This is a genomic window from Micrococcales bacterium, from assembly GCA_016703125.1.
Taxonomy (GTDB): Bacteria; Actinomycetota; Actinomycetes; order S36-B12; family UBA10799; genus JADKAV01.
The window spans coordinates 296,702-316,078 of sequence record JADJCR010000004.1; the positions used below are offsets into that span (position 1 = coordinate 296,702).

The following is a 19,377-nucleotide window of genomic DNA, read 5'->3' on the forward strand; positions in this document are numbered from 1 at the left end:
GTAGATGATGCAAATCCACCAACACGACGTCCTCATCGTGGGTGCCGGCGGGGCCGGCATGCGTGCCGCCCTCGAGTCCAGCACCCGGGCCCGCACGGCAGTGCTGACCAAGCTGTACCCCACCCGCTCCCACACCGGAGCCGCCCAGGGTGGCATGTGCGCCGCCCTGGCCAATGTGGAGGAGGACAACTGGGAGTGGCACACCTTCGACACGATCAAGGGCGGTGACTACCTGGTCGACCAGGACGCCGCCGAGATCATGTGCAAGGAGGCCATCGACGCGGTCATCGACCTCGAGAAGATGGGCCTGCCGTTCAACCGGACTCCCGAGGGCCGTATCGACCAGCGTCGCTTCGGTGGACACACCCGCAACCACGGCGAGGACGCGGTGCGCCGAGCCTGCTACGCCGCCGACCGCACCGGCCACATGATCCTGCAGACGCTGTACCAGAACTGCATCAAGCAGAACGTCGAGTTCTACAACGAGTACTACGTGCTGGACCTGGTGATGTCCGAGGACGGGCAGCGCACCGCAGGTGTCGTGGCCTACGAACTTGCCACCGGCGAGATCCACGTGTTCCGCGCCAAGTCGGTCGTGTTCGCCACTGGTGGCTTCGGCAAGGTGTACAAGACCACGTCCAACGCACACACCCTCACCGGCGACGGCATGGGCATCGTGTGGCGCAACGGTCTGCCGCTGGAGGACATGGAGTTCTACCAGTTCCACCCGACCGGCCTGGCGGGATTGGGCGTGCTGCTCACCGAGGGCGCGCGCGGCGAGGGCGGCATCCTGCGCAACAAGGACGGCGAGCGCTTCATGGAGCGTTACGCCCCGACCATCAAGGACCTGGCCCCGCGCGACATGGTCGCCCGGGCGATGGTGCAGGAGGTGCGGGAGGGCCGCGGCGCGGGTCCCGATGCGGACTACGTCTACCTCGACCTCACCCATCTGCCTGCCGAGCAGATCGAGACCAAGCTGCCCGACATCACGGAATTCGCCCGCACGTACCTCGGGGTGGACCCGATCACGGAACTGGTCCCCGTGTTCCCCACCGCGCACTATGCAATGGGCGGCATCCCGACCAACATCGAGACCGAGGTGCTGCGCGACAACGACACCGTGGTGCCGGGGCTGTACGCCGCCGGGGAATGCGCCTGCGTGAGTGTGCACGGCGCCAACCGCCTGGGCACCAACTCGCTGCTGGACATCAACGTCTTCGGCCGTCGCGCCGGTATCGCGGCCGCCGAGTACGCGGTCGGCGCGGACCTGCCGGACCTGCCCGACGACCCGGCGGCCTTCGTCGCCGACTTGGTCGGATCGCTGCGGGATTCGACCGGCGGGGAACGAGTCGGGGAGATCCGCCGAGCCATGCAGGAGACCATGGACATGAACGCCCAGGTCTACCGCACGGAAGCGACCTTGAAGCAGGCCCTGTCCGACGTGCAGGAACTGCAGCGCCGCTACCGCAACGTGGCGATCCACGACAAGGGAGAGCGCTACAACACCGAACTGCTGGAGGCCATCGAGCTCGGCTTCCTGCTCGACCTTGCCGAGGTGCTCGTAGTGGGCGCCATCGAGCGCAAGGAATCCCGCGGCGGGCACGCCCGGGAGGACTACCAGGCCCGCGACGACGTCAACTTCATGCGTCACACCATGGCCTACCGGCACGTCGGGGAGAACGGCGACACCAGCGTGCGCCTCGACTACAAGCCCGTGGTCGTCACCCGTTACCAGCCGATGGAGCGTAAGTACTGATGACTGCCACCGTTCCCGATCAGGTCGTCCGGCTCGACGTCACGTTCAAGATCGCGCGGTTCATCCCGGAGACCGACGAGGAGCCGCACTACGAGGAGTACCAGGTACAGGCGCTGCCGACCGACCGGGTGCTCACCGTGCTGCAGAAGATCAAGGACGAGGTCGACGGCACGCTGACGTTCCGGCGGTCCTGCGCCCACGGCATCTGCGGCTCCGACGCCATGCGGATCAACGGCCGCAACCGGTTGGCCTGCAAGACCCTGATCAAGGACCTGAACATCAAGAAGCCGGTCGTCGTGGAGGCCATCAAGGGGCTGCCACTGGAGAAGGACCTCGTGGTCGACATGGAGCCCTTCTTCGCGGCTTACCGCGACGTGATGCCGTTCCTGATGCCCGAGGGGCACGAGCCCACCAGGGAGCGCCTGCAGTCCGCTGAGGACCGGGCCGTGTTCGACGACACCACCAAGTGCATCCTGTGCGCCTGTTGCACGACGAGCTGCCCGGTGTTCTGGTCCGACGGACAGTACTTCGGCCCGGCGGCCATCGTCGGCGCGCACCGGTTCATCTTTGATTCCCGGGATGCCGGCACGGACGTGCGCCTGGACATCCTCAACTCCCAGGAGGGTGTCTGGCGCTGCCGGACCACCTTCAACTGCACGGAGGCCTGCCCCCGAGGCATCGAGGTGACCAAGGCCATCCAGGAGGTCAAGCGCGCGCTGATGTTCCGCCGCGACTGAGGCGGGGCGACCACGCCAGTGCTGGGTTGATACCGCATCCGGGTGTCCACCTAGGTACGAACGCGTTGTGCAACACCACGACACTGGCCGGAGGGACCGGCCGGCTCAGACCACGCCGCCGTGCTCACTGTCCAACGGCGACTCCCGGTGCGCGTGTTCCAGCGGCCGGTAGGTGTAGAAGAAGGTGCAGCCGCCGGCGGACACATCGGTGACCGCGTGCGGGACCGTCGGCGGGATGTAGACATAAGACCCGGGGCCGACCCGCTTGCCCACCATGGTGCTCTCACCGGAGAGCACGAGGATGTGGTGGTGCGCCGCGTGGTGGGCGTGCTCGGGGTTCACGTAACCCTCATCGACCTTCATCAGGCCCAGGGTCACGTCCCCGGATTGCCACAGCGTCTTGCGAAGCACCCCAGGGGAGTCCGTGGTCTCCCACTGCAGCGCCTCGATGTCGTCGCCGCTCATGGCGATCAGCCTGCCCAGATCATCGCGAGCCATCACGATCCCACCGCCTCTCGTCGGTCCCAGCCTATGCCCTGCGCACGGAGCGTCGCGGCACGGATGGACGAGGTGGCGGACACGCCTGCGTGGCGTTGCGCGGCAGCCCCGGGAACCGCACTTACGCTGTTCCGTAATGCGTATCCTCATGACTTCTCTCGTGGCCGTCCTGCTGGCCGCTGCGCCGGCAGCGGCTGAGGAGGTGCCGGTCACCCCATCGCCCATTCCGTCAGCCGCGCCGGGTGTGGTGATCCCCGATTTCGCCACCAAGGCGTGGATCGTCGTCGATGCGGACACCGGCAACGTGCTGGCCGGACAGGACATCGACGTACAGCGGCCCATGGCCTCGACGCTCAAGACCTTGACCGCGCTGACCCTGCTGCCTCGCCTGCAGTACGACAGTGTGTACGAGGGCCGGCCCGAGGAAACCCTCACCGAGGGGATGCACGTGGGGGTGCTGGCCGGCGCCAAGTACACCGTTGAGCAGTTGTTCCACGGGATGCTCATGCGCAGCGGCAACGACGCCGCCGTGGCGCTCGCCGATGCTTACGGCTACCAGCGCACGCTGGCGGCGATGAACCAGGAAGCCGCCCGGATTGGTGCCACCAGCACCGTCGCCAAGTCCCCGAACGGCCTGGACCAGCCCGGCCAGGTGAGTACGGCGGCCGACCTGGCGCAGATCTACCGCGTGGCCATCCAGGACCCTCGCCTGCGCGAGATCCTCACCGCCCGCGAGTACGAGTTCCCCGCGCAGCCCCCGTCCGACCCGACGCAGTCGGCGACCACGTTCACCATCTACAACCACGACACGCTGCTCAACAGCAACTACCCCGGATTCACCGGCGGCAAGAGCGGCTTCACCAGCCAAGCCGGACGCACCTACGTGGCCGGGGCCGAGCAGAACGGCCGCAATCTGATCGTCGCCCTGCTGGGCATCGGAGGTGGAACCACCTCGACCGCTCGGCAGGTCCTCGACTGGTCGTTCAGCAACGTCGGCCAGCTGACCCCGATCGGGCAGTTGCCGGAGATCCCCGAGGCCGAGCAAATCACCCCCGAACCTGCCGGCAGCAGCGCGGACGCCCAGGATGTGGCACCGCTGCCCACTGACCTGCCGGTACCAGCGGTACAGGCAGTTGAGGCCCAAGTCCAGTCCCCCACGCAGGGCACCTACGCGGTCGCCGCGGATATGCAGGTGGGCGGATACCTGGCATCGCCCTTCGCCCCGCCGGCACCGGCCGCCCAGCCGGAACCGCAGCGCGGTTTCCTCGCCAGCCTGCTGATCGGGCTCTTCAAGGCCTTGATGTGGATGGTGCTGCTGCTCGGCATCGCAGTGGTTCTGCTGCGCATCCGGGCGGTCCGGCGGCAACGGCGCCGGCGGGAGGCCTACGAGCAGGCTATGCGCCAGCGCGCAGGTCGAAGTCCCGCAGCGGACCCCACACGCCGCCGGACCCCATCTCGTACAGGGTGACGGCATCTGCGGTGAACGTCGCTTCGTAGTCAGCCAGCGTCCGCTGCGCTACCGCCAGCGTCGCGTCCGGCAGGTCGTGTGCGACGGTGACGTGCGGGTGGTAGGCGAACCGGAGTCGGCGCTCGAGCGGTCCGGATCGCACGTCGGCTTCCAGGGTTACGATCTCCGGTTCGCCGGCCGTCACCCGCACGTACACCACCGGCGACAGCGGCCGGAACGTCCCGGTGCCCTGCAGTCGCACGGGGAAGGACCGGTGACGGGCCGCGACGCCCGCAAGGTGCTCGGTGACGGCGGCGAGATCGACCACCTGAGTGGGTGGCAGCAACGTGACGTGCGCCTGGATCGTATGAGCCGCAGGGTCACCGAAGCGCTCCCGCCAGCCCTCGAGTTCATCGGCGTAGGGCCGCGGGATGGCGATGGCCACGCCGATGGTGCGCTTCACCGCGAACTCGCCTGTAGTCCCATCGCGGTGTGGACGGCGTCCAGGGTGGGCTGTGCGGCCGCGCGCGCCCGTGCGGAGCCCGCCTGCATCAAGCGGTCGAGTTCGGCGGGGTCATCGAGCAGGTCCTGGGTCCGCTGCGCGAACGGTTCGGCCACGGCCACCACGGCGTCGGCGGCCGCGGCTTTGAGCGGTCCGTACATGCCTCCGCCGTACTCCTGCGCGACGTCCTCCACGGTGCGATCCGTTGCGGCCGCCAGGATGCTCAGCAGGTTCGACACCCCCGGCTTGGCCACGGGGTCGTACCGCACCTCCGTCTCGGAGTCAGTGACAGCGGACTTGATCTTCTTGGCGATCTGCTTGGGGGCGTCGCGCAGGAACACACAGCCACCCGGCACGGACTTGCTCATCTTGGAGGTCGGGTCCTGCAAGTCCAAGATCTTGGCGCTGTCCTTCACGATGAAGGGCTCGGGCACGACGAACGTCTGGCCGTACCGGGCATTGAACCGGTTGGCCAGGTCGCGGGTCAGTTCCAGGTGCTGTCGCTGGTCCTCCCCCACCGGGACTGCGGACGCCTGGTAGAGCAGGATGTCCGCGGCCTGCAGGCAGGGGTAGGTGAACAGGCCCACCGACGCACCGGCCGCTCCCTCGCGGGCCATCTTGTCCTTGAACTGGGTCATCCGGGAAGCCTCCCCGTAACCGGTGAGGCACATCATGACCCAGCCGAGCTGGGCGTGCTGCGGGACGTCGCTCTGGACGAACACCGTCGACCGTTGCGGATCGATGCCGGCAGCCAGCAGTTGGGCGTACGAAACCCGGGTGCGTTCTCGCTGCAGCACCGGATCGACCGGGACCGTGATCGCGTGCAGGTCCACCACGCAGTAGAACGCGTCGTTGTCGTCCTGCAGTGCCACCCATTGCCGCAGCGCCCCGAAGTAGTTGCCGATGTGGAAACTCTCGGAGGTCGGCTGGATGCCGGACAGGATACGTGGACGGGACATGGATCTATTCTCCTGGTTCATCGGCAGCGACCGGCGCCAGGGCGACCTGCACCCGTGCGATGCGCCGGCCGTCCATGCTCGTCACGGTGAGCGTGTGGCCCTCGAAATCGACGTGGTCGCCCTTCTGCGGCAGCCGACCCAGATGGGACACCATGAACCCCGCCACGGTCTCGTACGGGCCCTCCGGAAGCTCCACTCCGACGTCCTCCACGAAGTCGTCCAGACTGAGCAGACCGTCCACCTCTGCCTCGCCCCCGGGCCGGAAGCTCTGCGACTCGCGCACGTCGAACTCGTCGCGGATGTCACCGACCAACTCCTCGACGAGGTCCTCCAGGGTGACGATGCCCGCCGTGCCCCCGTACTCGTCCACAACGATGGCCATGTGGCTTCCGCTGTCGCGCATCTCCTGCATCGCCGGCAGGATCGACTTGCTGTCCGGGAAGCGCGGGACCGGCCGCACCAGGCGCTGCACCTGCAGGGAACGATGCGCGATGGCGGGGTCCAGCAGGTCGCGCACGTGCACGAAACCGACCACGTCGTCGGCCGAACCCTCCACCACCGGGTACCGGGAGTGGGGCATGTCCCGCACCTTGCGTACCGCCTTCTGGATGGGCAGCTGCGCGTCGAGGAACTCCACCTCCGTGCGCGGGACCATGACCTCGGCCAGTTCCCGGTCCCCGGCGGTGATCACATCGTCGATGAGTGCGCGCTCCTCCGTGCTCAGGGAGTCCTGGGCGGCGACCAGACCCCGCAGTTCCTCCCCGGAGATGCCTTCCTTGGCCGCCTGGGGGTCACCGCCGAGCAGGCGCACTACCCCGTTCGTGGAGGCCGACAACAACCAGATGAAGGGCCGCGAGACCTTGGCCAGGGCGTCGACGGGCCCGGCGACCCACAGGGAGAAGGCCTCGGCGCGCTGCAGGGCCAGCCGTTTCGGTACCAGTTCGCCGAGCACCAGCGACAGATAGGCAATGACGACGGTGACAGCGACGAAGGCCACCGGCTCGGCCACGCTGGCGGGCAGGCCAAGCTGCTCGATCCACGGAGTGACCTGGGGGGCGATCCGGGAGGCCCCGAAACCGGCCGACAGGAACCCGGCCAGGGTGACTCCCACTTGCACCGCCGCGAGGAAGCGGTTGGGGTCACTGACCAGGTGCTTGAGCCTGCGCCCCCGGCCGCCCTGGCTCGCGGCCAGATGTTCGACCTGCGACTCCCGCAGACTCACCAGGGCCGTTTCGGCCGCAGCGAAGAACCCGCCGATCAGGGTGAACAGCAGCACCACGGCGATGTTGGTGAGCAACTCCGTCACACGCTCCAGGGTACGCAGGCGTCCGGCACCGTCGCCGTCGTGGCCATCACCCGAACTCGGCCACCACGGCGGCGTGGTCGCTCCAGCGCTGCGCGTAGGTGGCTGCGCGGGCGACGGTGAATGCCGAGAGTTCGCTGGCCAGGTCGGGCGAAGCCAGCACACAGTCGATGCGCCAACCGGCGTCGTTGTCGAACGCCTTGCCGCGCCAGGACCACCACGTGTAGCCGGCATCCCGGCCGAGGTCCACCCAGGCCAGTTCGTCGTACCAGTGCGTGAGGTACGCCCGCTCTGACTCCAGGAATCCGGCCTTGCCCCGGTTGCCCTTCCAGTTCTTGATGTCCGCCTCACGATGCGCCACGTTCAGGTCCCCGCATACCAGCGCCGAGGTCCGCTGCTCCATCCATTTGCCCATGGCGGCCAGGAACCTGTGCTTGTCGTCCTGGGCGGGAGTGTCCGCCTCGCCAGTGTGCACATAGACGCTGGCGACCTCGATCTCGCGGTCCGGAAGCGACACCCGCACCGCCAGCCAGCGGCCCTGGTCGTCGGCCTCACCGAGATCCTCGGTGGCCGCCAGCGGCCAGCGACTCAGGATCGCCACCCCGCGTGCCCAGCGCGTGTGCCCGACGGCCGGTGCTGCAGGGACCACCCGGCGAAGACATCGCCGAGCGCGGCCCGCAACTGCTCGTCGGTGGCGCGCACCTCCTGCAGGCAGATGACGTCGGCGTCCTGCGCGGCGAGCCAGGACAGACCGCCCCGGCGGACCGCAGCCCGGATGCCGTTGACGTTGGCACTGACCAGGCGCATCAGGCCATCGCGGCTTGCAGGTTCTCGTCGATGGAGGTGAGGAACTCCTGCGTGGTCTGGAACGGTTGGTCCGGCCCGACCAGCAACGCGAGGTCCTTGGTCATCTTCCCGCTCTCGACCGTCTCCACGCACACCCGCTCGAGCGTCTCCGCGAAGTTCGTCACCTCAGGGGTGCCATCGAGCTTGCCGCGATGGGCCAGTCCCTGTGTCCAGGCGAAGATGCTGGCGATCGGGTTGGTCGAGGTGGGGTTGCCCTGCTGGTGCTGGCGGTAGTGGCGCGTCACAGTGCCGTGGGCGGCTTCGGCCTCCACGGTCTTCCCGTCCGGGGTCATCAGCACCGAGGTCATCAGCCCCAGCGAGCCGAAGCCCTGCGCCACCGTGTCGGACTGCACGTCGCCGTCGTAGTTCTTGCAGGCCCAGAGGTAGCCGCCCTCCCACTTCATGGCCGCAGCGACCATGTCGTCGATGAGCCGGTGCTCGTAGGTCAGGCCGGCGAGCTTCGAACTCGGCCTTGAACTCAGTCTCGTAGACCTCCGCGAAGAGGTCCTTGAACTGGCCGTCATAGGCCTTCAGGATCGTGTTCTTCGTCGACAGGTACACCGGGTAGTTGCGGCTCAGGCCGTACCGCATCGATGCCCGCGCGAAGTCGCGGATGGAGTCATCGAGGTTGTACATGCCCATCGCCACGCCTCCGCCGGGGAAGTCGTAGACGTCGAACTCCATCGGCTCGGAGCCGTCGGCCGGCGTGAACGTCATCGTGAGCTTGCCCGCGCCGGGCACCAGGAAGTCGGTCGCGCGGTACTGATCACCGAACGCGTGACGGCCGATGACAATCGGCTTGGTCCAGCCGGGCACCAGGCGCGGGATGTTGCTGATGATGATCGGTTCGCGGAAGATGACGCCGCCCAGGATGTTGCGGATCGTGCCGTTGGGCGAACGCCACATCTTCTTCAGGCCGAACTCCTCAACCCGGGCCTCGTCGGGGGTGATGGTCGCGCACTTGACGCCCACGCCGTACTTCTTGATCGCCTCGGCCGAGTCGATGGTGATCTGGTCGTCGGTGGCGTCCCGGCTCTCTATGCCGAGGTCGTAGTACTTCAGGTCCACGTCCAGGTAAGGCAGGATCAACTGCTGCTTGATGAAGTCCCAGATGATCCGGGTCATCTCGTCGCCGTCGAGTTCGACGACCGGGTTCAGTACCTTGATCTTCGCCATGGTCGCCTCCTACAGGTCCTGGACGTCGGCCTGCTTGGCACGCACTGCGTCCGCGGCACCGTGCAACCCGGCCAGCTCGGTCTCGGTCAGGTCCGTCTGCACGACCCGGCGGACCCCCTCGCGCCCCATCTCGGCTTCCACACCCAGGTAGACCCCAGAGATGCCGTAGTCGCCGTCGACCCACGCACACGGGCATGATCTGACCGCTGTCCTCGATCACGGCCTTGGCCATGCGGGCCGCTGCGGCCGACGGGGCGTAGTAGGCCGAACCGGTCTTGAGCAGGGCCACGACCTCCGCACCGCCGTTGCGGGTGCGCACGACGAGTTCCTCGATCTCGTCGGCGCTGAGCAGGTCGGACAGTGGCTGGCCGTCGACGGTGCATCGCGACGGCACCGGGACCATCGTCTCCCCGTGGCTGCCGAGCGTGAGCGTCTTCACGCTGGCGACGGGCTTGCCGAGTTTCTCGGCCACGAAGTTCGTGAAGCGGGCGGTGTCCAGCATGCCGGCCTGCCCGATGACGCGACTGTGCGGGAAGCCGGTCGCCAATTGCGTGAGAGCAGTCATCTCGTCCAGCGGGTTGGACACCACGATGACCACGGCGTTCGGCGCGTGCTCCGCGACGTTTTCGGCGACCTGGCGCACGATTCTCGCGTTGGTCTCGATGAGGTCCATGCGGCTCATACCGGGCTTGCGCGGCAGACCCGCCGTGATCACCACGATGTCGGACCCGGTGATCGCCTCGTAGCCCGATCCGTCCAGGCCGGTGGTCTGGCCGATGACCTTGGTCTCGAAGCCCTCGACCGGGCGCGACTGGTTCATGTCGAGGGCTAGCCCCTCGGCCTTGCCCTCCACGATGTCGGTCAGGACGACTTCGTCGAAGACGTCGTACTCAGCCAGTCGCATGGCCGTGGTCGACCCGTAGAACCCTGCTCCGACAACCGTGACTTTTCCAGGCATGACTCACCTTCCGCTTATGGCGTTGACCCGCCACAAGGCTATCCGAACCTGGTGCCGGGCTCGGTCGCAGCCCGCGTCAGTGCATCAGCAGCAGCGTGACGCCCGCGAGCGCGCCGGCGAGCACCGCGAATCCGGCGGCATCGAAGAAGCGTGACCGCGAAACCAGCCATCCGGCGGTGCGAGCGGGGAGGACCAAGCGCAGCAGTGATGCCAGGCAGATGGCGACGGCCAGGCCGACCAGGCCTTGGAGCAACGACCCCGTCCCGATGAGGACCAGACCGCCCAGCGAAACGACCGCGACCAGCAGGAATGGCCACTGCGCGGTGGGTTCTTGAGGGGTGACACCGATGGCGCCGGCGGGGATCTCCGCCGCGCCCAGCAGGGTGGCCGAATCGGCTACCAGGTACTCGTCCCCCGATGCCGCACTCATAGGGGTAACGGTAGCCCCTCATACACGCGAACAGCGGACCACGTCGCCGTTAATGACTCGTACTTTCGGCCATCTCCACGACGTTGACCAGCAACATCGCACGTGTCATCGGTCCCACGCCGCCAGGCATCGGTGCCACATACCCGGCCACCGCCACAACATCTGGGGCCACATCGCCGACCAGGCCACCATCGGTGCGGGTGATACCCACGTCGAGGACCGCGGCACCAGGCTTGATCATGTCGGCTGTCAGCAGCCCCGGCCGTCCGGCGGCCACCACCACGATGTCGGCGGAGCGGGTGTACTGCGATACCTCAGCGGTGCCCGTGTGACACAGCGTCACCGTGGCGTTCTCCGACTTGCGGGTCAGCAGCAGCCCCAGCGGTCGTCCGACCGTCACCCCGCGTCCGATCACCACCACGTGCCGGCCTGCGATGGGGACGTCGTAGCGACGCAGCAGTTCCACGATGCCGCGCGGTGTGCACGGCAGCGGTGCGGGCTCGTTGAGCACCAGCCTGCCCAGGCTCATGGGGTGCAGGCCGTCGGCATCCTTGGCCGGATCGATCGCAGCCAGTACGACACCTTGGTTCATACCCGCGGGCAGCGGCAACTGCACTATGTAACCGGTGCAGGCAGGGTCGCGGTTCAGGTCCTTCAGAGCGGTCAGCACCTGCTCCTGGGTCGCGGTGGCGGGCAGGTCGACCCGGATCGACTCGATGCCCACCTCCGCGCAGTCCCGGTGCTTCCCGGCGACGTACGCCTGGCTGCCGGGGTCGTCCCCGACCAGGACCGTGCCCAGCCCGGGGTGATCCCGCGGGCCTTCAATGCGAGCACACGCTGGGCCAATTCCGCCCGGATCGCTGCCGCCGTCGCCTTGCCGTCGAGCATCACCGCTGTCATGGGGCCGATTCTGGCATCCAGCCTGCGGGCTGCCGTTCGTGGCGGTCCCGGTGAGCGCCGCCTCAGTGGAAGAAGTGGCGCACGCCGGTGAAGTACATGGTGGCGCCGGCGGCCCGCGCCGCAGCGATGACCTCCTCGTCGCGCACCGACCCGCCCGGTTGCACGACCGCACGCACACCGGCCTCCAGTAGGACCTCGAGCCCGTCGGGGAAGGGGAAGAACGCGTCGGACGCACCGACGGCACCCACCGCGCGCTCCTCGCCGGCCCGGGCCACGGCCAGTCGGGCGGAGTCCACGCGGTTCACCTGTCCCATGCCGATGCCGACCGCCGCCTGGCTCTTGGCCAGCAGGATCGCGTTGCTCTTCACCGCGCGGCAGGCCCGCCACGCGAACGCCAGGTCCCCCAGCGTGGCCGCATCCGCGGGGTCGCCGCTGACCAGCGTCCACGTCGCCGGGTCGTCGCCGGGCGCGTCGATGCGGTCCGGGTGCTGCATGAGGCAGCCCGCCGGAGATGAAGCGCACCTCCGCGCCGGCCCGGCGCTGCGGTGCGACCAGCAGGCGGATGTTCTGCTTCTTCGTCAGCACCTCGAGGGCCTCGGCGTCGAACTCGGGTGCGATCACCACTTCGAGGAAGATCTCGGACATCGTTTCGGCCACCGCCCGGGTCACCGGACGGTTGAGCGCCACGACGCCGCCGTAGGCCGAGACCGGGTCGGTCTCGAAGGCGGCCCGGTACGCGGCCAGGGCGTCGTCACCCACCGCGATCCCGCAGGGGTTCGCGTGCTTGATGATGGCCACTGCCGGCTGCTCGAAGTCCCACGCGGTGCGGTAGGCGGCGTCACCATCGACGTAGTTGTTGTACGACATCTGCTTGCCGTGCAGTTGCTCGGCGTGGGCCAGGCCCCGGCCGTGCTCGTTGACGTACAGCGCGGCGGCCTGGTGGGGGTTCTCGCCGTAGCGCAACACCTCCGCCCGCTGCCAGGTGGCGGCCACCCAGCCGGGGAACCCCTCGCCGGGCTCCAGCGATCCCAGCCAGGACGCGACAGCCACGTCGTAATCGGCGGTGTGCCGGAAGGCCCTCACCGCCAGTTCCCTGCGCTGCGCGTCGGTGAAACCCTCACCCGACTCGACGACCGCGACGACCAGTGGGTAGTCGGTGGGACTCACGACGACCGCGGTGTTGGCGTGGTTCTTGGCAGCCGCCCGCACCATGGCTGGACCGCCGATGTCGATCTGCTCGATGCAGTCGTCCACGCCGGCGCCACTCGCGACGGTCGCGGTGAAGGGATAGAGGTTGACCACCACCAGGTCGATGCCGGTGATCTCGTGCTCGTCCAGGGTCTGCCGGTGCTCGGCCTTACGGCGGTCGGCGAGGATGCCGCCGTGGATCGCCGGGTGCAGCGTCTTCACCCGGCCGTCGAGGATCTCCGGGAACCCTGTGACGTCCGCGACTCCAGTGACGGGGATGCCGGCGGTCGCGATTGCCGCGGCCGTCGACCCCGTGGAGACGATCTCGATCCCGGCCCGGTGCAGCGCGGCCGCCAGGTCCTCCACTCCCGTCTTGTCGTAGACCGAGATAAGTGCTCGGCGCATCGTCATAACTCCACTCTCCGTCCGTCGACTCGGCAGCCGCCGGTCACGAGGCGGTTGACCACCTCGGGCAGCAACTGCCACTCCACTTCCTTGATCCGTTCGTGCAGGCTCGCCTCGTCGTCACCGGGCTCGACCGGCACGGTGCGCTGGGCGATGATCGGGCCGGTGTCCACGCCGGCGTCCACCAGATGCACCGTGCAGCCGCTGACCCTGACGCCGTAGGCCAGCGCATCAGCCACAGCATGGGCTCCGGGGAACGCCGGCAGAAGTGCGGGGTGGCTGTTGATCACCCGCTGGGGAAACCGCTCCAGGAACGCCGCGTCGAGGATGCGCATGAACCCCGCGGACACCACCCATTCGGGGTCGGAATCCGACAACGCGTCGGCCAGCGCGAGGCTCCACGCCGCGCGATCGGGGTACTCGGCGGGCCCGATGACGACGGTGGGGATGCCGGCTGCCTGCGCGCGACGCAAGCCAACCGCGGGCCGGTCCGCGGCCACCACCGCGATGTCATAGGTGCGTGCGGGGTCGTCGATGAGGGACTGCAGCAGGGTGCCGGTTCCGGAGATCATCACGGCGATGCGGGCGGGCACGACACCGATCCTAGGGCCCGCCCCGGGGCGGCTCAGGCGGGGACGTCCTCGGCGTCGTCAGCGTGGGTGACGTCATCGGTGATATCGACGACATCGCGAGAGCGCCAGCGCCGGTGGGCCCACATGGCAGCGCCCTCCAGCACGGTCCCGGCGACCACGCCGGCCAGCAGCACGGCGATCGCCATGGGCGGGGGGCCGAGGACCTCGAGCCGACCGGCGCCCAGGCGGCCGATGCTGATCGCCCACCACAGATCGACCGCGATGAGCACCAGGCCCACCGCCGCCGCCCTCGGCAGCAGCCATGACCGCCAATCCGCGGCGCGACCGGCCAGCCGGGACAGCACCACCCCGGCGGCGACGGGGATCAGGATCCCGATCAGCCACAACGGCTGCGAGGTCGTGGGCAACAGGTTCAGGCCGATCAGCGGCACCTGCTCGGTGACCGGGCTCACGGGCGTGACCGCGACCCCGCCCACCGTGACCCCGGTCCCGGCCACGAACGACAGGCACCACATGAGGGTCGCCGGCAAGTAGCCAAGCCACGCGACCAGCAGCGCGATGCCACCCACGAGGCCGGGATCGAGATCCCGCAGCCAGGCGCTCAGTACCGGGTAACCCACAGCCAGAGCCGCGACGAGGATCACACAGGCACCGGCGGTCAGTGCCGCCAGGGCGCCGACGGCAGGCCGCGACCAGCGCCACACGCGGGGCAGCAGGTCGGGAGCCAGGCGCGCGCGCCACACGATCGCCGCGAACGAGACGACGAAGGCCAGCAGCCCGGCGTGCAGCAGAGCCCGGCTCGGCATGGCCGCGGCACCGGTGACGGTGCCGTACAGCGCGGCCAGCAGGGCGATCAACGCGTAGGGGCCGGCCAGGCAGGCCGCTGCCACGACGGCGGATTTCGGGTATGCGATGGCCGCCCTGTGGGCCACCCATCTGCCCGCGGCCCACAGGGTGAGGGCAGGGAACACCACCCACGCCCACGGGAGGAGTGACCAGACACCGGCACCGACCACGAAGGGGGTGCCGTGTGCGACCAGCCAGATGTCCGCACCCATCCGCATCGCGGTGTCGGACGCGGACTCGCCGGCGGCGAAGATCCACACGACCAGCGTGAGGACCACGGTGATCACCAAGCCGGTCAGTGCCGCCCAGATGCCGGCAGCTGCCCCCGCCACCGGGGCGGGCAGCGGACCGGACCGCCAGAACGTCGACACGGCGTTGGCCGGGGAGGCCCAGCCGGCGCGAGTGGCCTTGATGCGGTCGGCCTCACGGCCGGTCCCGGTGCGGTTGCCCGGACGGGACCGCGGGGTCCGGCTCCGGTTGGCGGGACCCTGTGAAGCGCGACTCACTGGACTAGGTTCGCATCCCTTTCTGGCAGTCGGTGGACATACACGCCGATTACCCCACCTGCGCCGGTGCCGGCCGCAGTACGGTCGAAGCATGAGCCGACCCGTGGTGGCGGTGGTGTTGACCGGCGCTGCCGCACGGGGCGCGTTCCAGGCCGGCGCGCTGTCGCGCATCGTGCCCGCGCTCATCGAACGCGGCGAACGTCCGACGGTCTTCCTGGGCACGTCGGCAGGTGCCATCAACGCCTCGCTCTGGGGTAGCCTCGCGCATCTGCCCGCCGACGAGGCGGCCGCAGCCCTGCTGGCCATCTGGCGCAGCATGGACCGGCCGGACGTGTACGCCCACCCGGCCGGATCTCTCGTACGCAGCGCTTTGGGGTTGCTGCCCGGAGCGCTGCTGGGCACCGGGGACGGCGTCGCGAGCGTGCTCGACACCGAGCCCCTGCGCCGAACCGCTGCGGAGACGCTCGACGCCGGGCGACTGAGCGCCAATGTCGCGGCCGGACATGTGGACGCGGTGGGAGTAGCTGCCACCCGGATTCCGCCCGACCTGCCGAAGGCCCCCACCCGTCGCGATCCCGCCGAGCAGTGGTCCATCTCGCACGCCCACAGCGTGCTCTTCCTCGACACCACCCTGGATGCGACCCACGTGGCTGATCCCGATCGGGCATTGCGCCTGAGCAGCGGACCCGTCGAAGCTGAACACGTCCTCGCCTCAGCGGCCATCCCCGTCGCGTTCCCAGCCGTGGAGGTCACACGGCCCGAACGGTTCGCGGGCTGGTACGTGGATGGCGGAGTCCGGCTCAACGCGCCGTTGCGCCCGGCCGTGGCACTCGGCGCGCAACGCCTGGTCGTGATCGCCGCGCATGCCACGAGGTACCCCACCTCCACGCCGGGGAGCCCCGGCGAGCGACCGGACGTGGCCGACGCGGCGGCGATGACCCTGCACTCGATCCTGGCCGACCGGGTCATCGAGGATCTCCATGACATCCGCACTCGCAACAGGTGGCTCGCGCAGGGGTGCTCCCCCACTCCCGCGGCGCGCCCCGGATACCACCATGTGGCGGTCATGGAGGTGTCGCCGGAACCCGGCTCGCTGGCCGATCTCGCCGCGGAGGTTCTCAGGTCGAAGTCCTGGTGGCGTGAGAGCGACAGCATCGTCCTGGGTCGCCTGCTGCGCGGAGTCGGCGCGGGACCCGGCCAGCAGGAGTTGCTCAGCTACATGTTCTTCGACGACGAGTACTTCGCGCGCCAGATCGCACTGGGCCAAGCGGCCGCCGACCGGGCCCTGCGCCGCGGCTGGCAGTAGCCGCCCGACACCACAAGTGGGCGAAACCCTCTTCCCGGCGCCCAGTTCCGGTGTCCACGGAAGCGACACAACGGGGCAATACGGGCAAATCACCGCCACAAGTGGGCGGATCCACAGGCAAACCACGCTGGGTCGCCCAGTTGTGGTGCCGACGCACTGCGTTGCGGCTGGCAGTAGCCGCCCGACACCACAAGTGGGCGAAACCCTCTTCCCGGCGCCCAGTTCCGGTGTCCACGGAAGCGACACAACGGGGCAATACGGGCAAATCACCGCCACAAGTGGGCGGAACCACAGGCAAACCGCCCTATGTCGCCCAGTTGTGGTGCCGACTCCGTCGAGCCGGTCGGTCAGAGACCCGCGACGATCTCGTGGACGAGACGGGCAGCCTGCGCCGGTGTCTTCCCGACCCGCACGCCCGCGGCTTCGAGCGCCTCGGCCTTGGCCACGGCGGTCCCGGACGAGCCGGACACGATGGCGCCGGCGTGGCCCATCGTCTTGCCCTCCGGCGCGGTGAACCCGGCCACATAGCCGACGACAGGCTTGGTGACGTTGTCCTTGATGAACGCCGCTGCCCGCTCCTCGGCGTCCCCGCCGATCTCACCGATCATGATGATGACGTCGGTCTCGGGGTCCTCCTCGAACGCGGCGAGGCAGTCGATGTGGGTGGTCCCGATAACGGGGTCACCACCGATGCCGACCGCTGTCGTGAAGCCGATGTCACGGCACTCGAACATCATCTGGTACGTCAAGGTCCCCGACTTCGACACCAGCCCGATCCGTCCGGGCCGGGAGATGTCCGCCGGGATGATGCCGGCGTTGGACTTGCCGGGGCTGATGAGTCCGGGGCAGTTCGGGCCGATGATCCGGGTGGTGCCGGCGTCCTTGGCGTAAGTGAAGAAGTTGGCCGTGTCGTGCACCGGCACCCCTTCCGTGATGACCACGGCCAGCGGCACCTGCGCGTCGACGACCTCTTGCACCGCGCCCTTGGTGAACTTGGGCGGCACGAAGACGACCGACACGTTGGCGCCGGTGCCGTCCACGGCCTCCTGCACCGAGTTGAAGACGGGGATGGCCGTGCCGTCGGCGTCGACGGTCTGGCCCCCCTTGCCCGGCGTGACGCCGGCCACGATGTTGGAGCCACCGGCGACCATCCGCCGGGTGTGCTTGCCACCCTCGGAACCGGTGATGCCCTGCACCAGGATGCGGGAGCTGTCGTCCAGGTAGATCGCCATGTCTGTTGTTCTCCCTCTACCGCGCGGCCAGTTCGGCGACCCGCGCCGCGGCCTCGTCCATCGTGTCCACGAGTTCGATCACGTCGTGCTCGGCTTCGTCGAGGATGCGCCGGCCCTCGGCGGCGTTGTTGCCGTCGAGCCGGCAGACCAAGGGCTTGTCCACCACGTCGCCGCGCTCCGCAAGCATCTGCATGGCCTGCACGATGCCGTTGGCCACCGCGTCGCAGGCGGTGATGCCGCCGAAGACGTTGACGAACACGCTCTTGACCTCGGGGTCGCCGAGGATGATCTCGAGGCCGTCCGCCATGACTTGTGCGGAGGCACCACCACCGATGTCGAGGAAGTTCGCAGGCTTCACGCCACCGAACTGCTCACCGGCGTAGGCGACGACATCCAGAGTGCTCATCACCAGTCCGGCGCCGTTGCCGATGATGCCGACCTCGCCGGAGAGCTTGACGTAGTTCAGGCCCTTCTCCTTGGCCTGAACCTCCAGCGGGTCGGTGGCTGCGATGTCCACCAGGGCTTCGTGGTCGGGGTGGCGGAAGTCTGCGTTGTCGTCGAGCGTGACCTTGCCGTCCAGCGCCAGCACCTGACCGTCGGGCGTCTTCACCAGCGGGTTGACCTCCACCAGGGTGGCGTCCTCCTTGACGAAGACGTCCCAGAGCTTGACCAGCACGTTCACCACCTGGTCGGCGACATCGGCCGGGAACGTCGCCTCGGCCACGATCTCGGCGGCCTTCGCGGGGTCGACGCCGGCGATCGGGTCGATCGCGACCTTCGCCAGCGCCTCAGGCTTGGTGGCGGCCACCTCCTCGATGTCCATGCCGCCCTCGACACTGGCCATCGCCAGGAAGTTGCGGTTGGCGCGGTCGAGCAGGAACGAGACGTAATACTCCTCTGCGATGTCCGCTGCACCGGTGATGAGCACCTTCTGGACGATGTGGCCCTTGATGTCCAGCCCGAGGATCCCCTCGGCCTTGGCCTGCGCATCGGCGGGGTTCTCGGCGAGCTTCACACCGCCGGCCTTACCCCGGCCGCCGGTCTTCACCTGCGCCTTGACCACGACCGGACCCCCGATGCGCTCGGCAGCCGCCGCGGCAGCCCCGGCTTCGGTGATGACCTCGCCCGACTGGGTGGGTACGCCGTGCTTGGCGAACAGTTCCTTGGCCTGGTACTCGTAAAGATCCACTGCACCACCTCGATCGCTACCAACTGTGCTTGCTTGAGACGCTACTAATCGCGGCACCGGCAGTGGACAGTGGGTCGCGCGAACCCTTCAGACGACCGGGGTCGCGCCCAGGTTCGCCCTGACCCAGGTGACGACGTCGTCGGTGGAGGTGCCGGGGGTGAACACCCGGGCCACCCCCATCTGCGCCAACGGCTCCAAGTCCTCCTCGGGGATGATGCCCCCGCCGAAGACCACGATGTCGTCGATGTGACGGGCCGCCAGCAGGTCCAGCACGGCCTTGAACAGCGTCATATGGGCCCCGGACAGGATGGACAGGCCGATGGCCTGCACGTCCTCCTGGATGGCCGCGTGCACGATCATCTCCGGGGTCTGGTGCAGGCCGGTGTACACCACTTCGATCCCGCCGTCGCGCAGGGCCCGGGCGATGACCTTGGCACCGCGGTCGTGCCCGTCGAGTCCCGCCTTGGCGATCAGCACGCGAATGGGCTCCGTCACGGGCCCGAGTCTACGCGCTCGGGCCATCGCCGTGACCTATGACCTGTACTTCCGCGATCAGCCGCACGGGGACCGGAAACCGCCGTATTTCGCGGTGTCCGGGGT

At 68.7% G+C, this 19,377-nt stretch carries 14 protein-coding genes and 5 pseudogenes; 4 read left to right on the forward strand and 15 right to left on the reverse strand.

Annotated features, from left to right (window positions below; genetic code table 11):
• Positions 1 to 7: 7 nt before the first annotated feature.
• Positions 8 to 1,756, forward strand: a complete 1,749-nt coding sequence (locus IPG68_08285; protein MBK6763267.1) for a succinate dehydrogenase flavoprotein subunit — start codon at positions 8 to 10, stop codon at positions 1,754 to 1,756.
• Positions 1,756 to 2,493, forward strand: a complete 738-nt coding sequence (locus IPG68_08290) for a succinate dehydrogenase iron-sulfur subunit (GenBank protein MBK6763268.1) — start codon at positions 1,756 to 1,758, stop codon at positions 2,491 to 2,493. Before IPG68_08285 ends, IPG68_08290 begins: the two co-directional genes overlap by 1 nt.
• A gap of 105 nt (positions 2,494 to 2,598) precedes the next feature.
• Here the strand turns inward: IPG68_08290 and IPG68_08295 are convergent, their stop codons facing one another.
• On the reverse strand, positions 2,599 to 2,994 hold the full coding sequence (locus IPG68_08295) for a cupin domain-containing protein (GenBank protein ID MBK6763269.1): 396 nt from the start codon (positions 2,992 to 2,994) through the stop codon (positions 2,599 to 2,601).
• 133 nt (positions 2,995 to 3,127) lie between these two features.
• Between IPG68_08295 and IPG68_08300 the strand changes: the two genes are divergently transcribed.
• The gene (locus IPG68_08300; protein ID MBK6763270.1) at positions 3,128 to 4,459 is read left to right on the forward strand and encodes a D-alanyl-D-alanine carboxypeptidase; all 1,332 of its coding nucleotides are present in this window, start codon (positions 3,128 to 3,130) and stop codon (positions 4,457 to 4,459) included.
• Here the strand turns inward: IPG68_08300 and IPG68_08305 are convergent.
• From IPG68_08305 to IPG68_08355, 11 genes and pseudogenes are all read right to left on the reverse strand, one after another.
• Positions 4,386 to 4,901, reverse strand: a complete 516-nt coding sequence (locus tag IPG68_08305) for a 2'-5' RNA ligase family protein (protein MBK6763271.1) — start codon at positions 4,899 to 4,901, stop codon at positions 4,386 to 4,388. The genes IPG68_08300 and IPG68_08305 overlap by 74 nt on opposite strands.
• Complete coding sequence (gene trpS / locus IPG68_08310) at positions 4,898 to 5,920, reverse strand: tryptophan--tRNA ligase (GenBank protein ID MBK6763272.1); 1,023 nt, start codon at positions 5,918 to 5,920, stop codon at positions 4,898 to 4,900. Before trpS ends, IPG68_08305 begins: the two co-directional genes overlap by 4 nt.
• On the reverse strand, positions 5,904 to 7,205 hold the full coding sequence (locus IPG68_08315) for an HlyC/CorC family transporter (protein MBK6763273.1): 1,302 nt from the start codon (positions 7,203 to 7,205) through the stop codon (positions 5,904 to 5,906). The genes trpS and IPG68_08315 overlap by 17 nt, the downstream gene beginning before the upstream one ends.
• Positions 7,206 to 7,251: 46 nt before the next feature.
• A pseudogene (locus IPG68_08320) lies at positions 7,252 to 8,009 on the reverse strand (endonuclease/exonuclease/phosphatase family protein).
• Positions 8,009 to 9,224 (reverse strand): annotated as a pseudogene (locus tag IPG68_08325) (NADP-dependent isocitrate dehydrogenase). Before IPG68_08325 ends, IPG68_08320 begins: the two co-directional pseudogenes overlap by 1 nt.
• Before the next feature lie 9 nt (positions 9,225 to 9,233).
• Positions 9,234 to 10,182 (reverse strand): annotated as a pseudogene (locus tag IPG68_08330) (malate dehydrogenase).
• Positions 10,183 to 10,258: 76 nt separating this feature from the next.
• Positions 10,259 to 10,612 (reverse strand): DUF3017 domain-containing protein, encoded by a 354-nt coding sequence (locus IPG68_08335; protein ID MBK6763274.1) that lies wholly within the window; start codon positions 10,610 to 10,612, stop codon positions 10,259 to 10,261.
• A gap of 49 nt (positions 10,613 to 10,661) precedes the next feature.
• Positions 10,662 to 11,512, reverse strand: a pseudogene (locus IPG68_08340) (bifunctional methylenetetrahydrofolate dehydrogenase/methenyltetrahydrofolate cyclohydrolase).
• Positions 11,513 to 11,574: 62 nt separating this feature from the next.
• Positions 11,575 to 13,111: pseudogene (gene purH / locus IPG68_08345) on the reverse strand (bifunctional phosphoribosylaminoimidazolecarboxamide formyltransferase/IMP cyclohydrolase).
• Complete coding sequence (locus IPG68_08350; protein ID MBK6763275.1) at positions 13,108 to 13,698, reverse strand: phosphoribosylglycinamide formyltransferase; 591 nt, start codon at positions 13,696 to 13,698, stop codon at positions 13,108 to 13,110. Before IPG68_08350 ends, purH begins: the two are co-directional and overlap by 4 nt.
• A gap of 32 nt (positions 13,699 to 13,730) precedes the next feature.
• Complete coding sequence (locus IPG68_08355; GenBank protein MBK6763276.1) at positions 13,731 to 15,050, reverse strand: hypothetical protein; 1,320 nt, start codon at positions 15,048 to 15,050, stop codon at positions 13,731 to 13,733.
• Between the two features lie 91 nt (positions 15,051 to 15,141).
• On the opposite strand from IPG68_08355, the gene IPG68_08360 reads away from it, so the two are divergent.
• Positions 15,142 to 16,356 (forward strand): patatin-like phospholipase family protein, encoded by a 1,215-nt coding sequence (locus IPG68_08360; GenBank protein MBK6763277.1) that lies wholly within the window; start codon positions 15,142 to 15,144, stop codon positions 16,354 to 16,356.
• Between the two features lie 347 nt (positions 16,357 to 16,703).
• On the opposite strand, the gene sucD is transcribed toward IPG68_08360, so the two are convergent.
• The 3 genes from sucD to IPG68_08375 form a co-directional block, all read right to left on the reverse strand.
• Positions 16,704 to 17,588, reverse strand: coding sequence for a succinate--CoA ligase subunit alpha (gene sucD / locus IPG68_08365; protein ID MBK6763278.1), 885 nt, complete (start codon positions 17,586 to 17,588; stop codon positions 16,704 to 16,706).
• Positions 17,589 to 17,604: 16 nt separating this feature from the next.
• Positions 17,605 to 18,777 carry an ADP-forming succinate--CoA ligase subunit beta gene (gene sucC / locus IPG68_08370; protein ID MBK6763279.1) on the reverse strand — a complete coding sequence of 391 codons (1,173 nt, stop codon included), beginning with the start codon at positions 18,775 to 18,777 and terminating at the stop codon, positions 17,605 to 17,607.
• Between the two features lie 87 nt (positions 18,778 to 18,864).
• On the reverse strand, positions 18,865 to 19,299 hold the full coding sequence (locus tag IPG68_08375; protein MBK6763280.1) for a cobalamin B12-binding domain-containing protein: 435 nt from the start codon (positions 19,297 to 19,299) through the stop codon (positions 18,865 to 18,867).
• Positions 19,300 to 19,377: the final 78 nt, after the last annotated feature.

What these genes read in the sequence shown, in the direction of transcription:
- trpS (MBK6763272.1), bottom strand. Translation starts at nt 5,920, where the DNA reads ATGAACCAGGAGAATAGATCCATGTCCCGTCCACGTATCCTGTCCGGC.
- IPG68_08335 (MBK6763274.1), bottom strand. Translation starts at nt 10,612, where the DNA reads ATGAGTGCGGCATCGGGGGACGAGTACCTGGTAGCCGATTCGGCCACC.
- IPG68_08285 (MBK6763267.1), top strand. Translation starts at nt 8, where the DNA reads ATGCAAATCCACCAACACGACGTCCTCATCGTGGGTGCCGGCGGGGCC.
- IPG68_08375 (MBK6763280.1), bottom strand. Translation starts at nt 19,299, where the DNA reads ATGGCCCGAGCGCGTAGACTCGGGCCCGTGACGGAGCCCATTCGCGTG.
- IPG68_08360 (MBK6763277.1), top strand. Translation starts at nt 15,142, where the DNA reads ATGAGCCGACCCGTGGTGGCGGTGGTGTTGACCGGCGCTGCCGCACGG.
- sucD (MBK6763278.1), bottom strand. Translation starts at nt 17,588, where the DNA reads ATGGCGATCTACCTGGACGACAGCTCCCGCATCCTGGTGCAGGGCATC.
- IPG68_08290 (MBK6763268.1), top strand. Translation starts at nt 1,756, where the DNA reads ATGACTGCCACCGTTCCCGATCAGGTCGTCCGGCTCGACGTCACGTTC.
- IPG68_08300 (MBK6763270.1), top strand. Translation starts at nt 3,128, where the DNA reads ATGCGTATCCTCATGACTTCTCTCGTGGCCGTCCTGCTGGCCGCTGCG.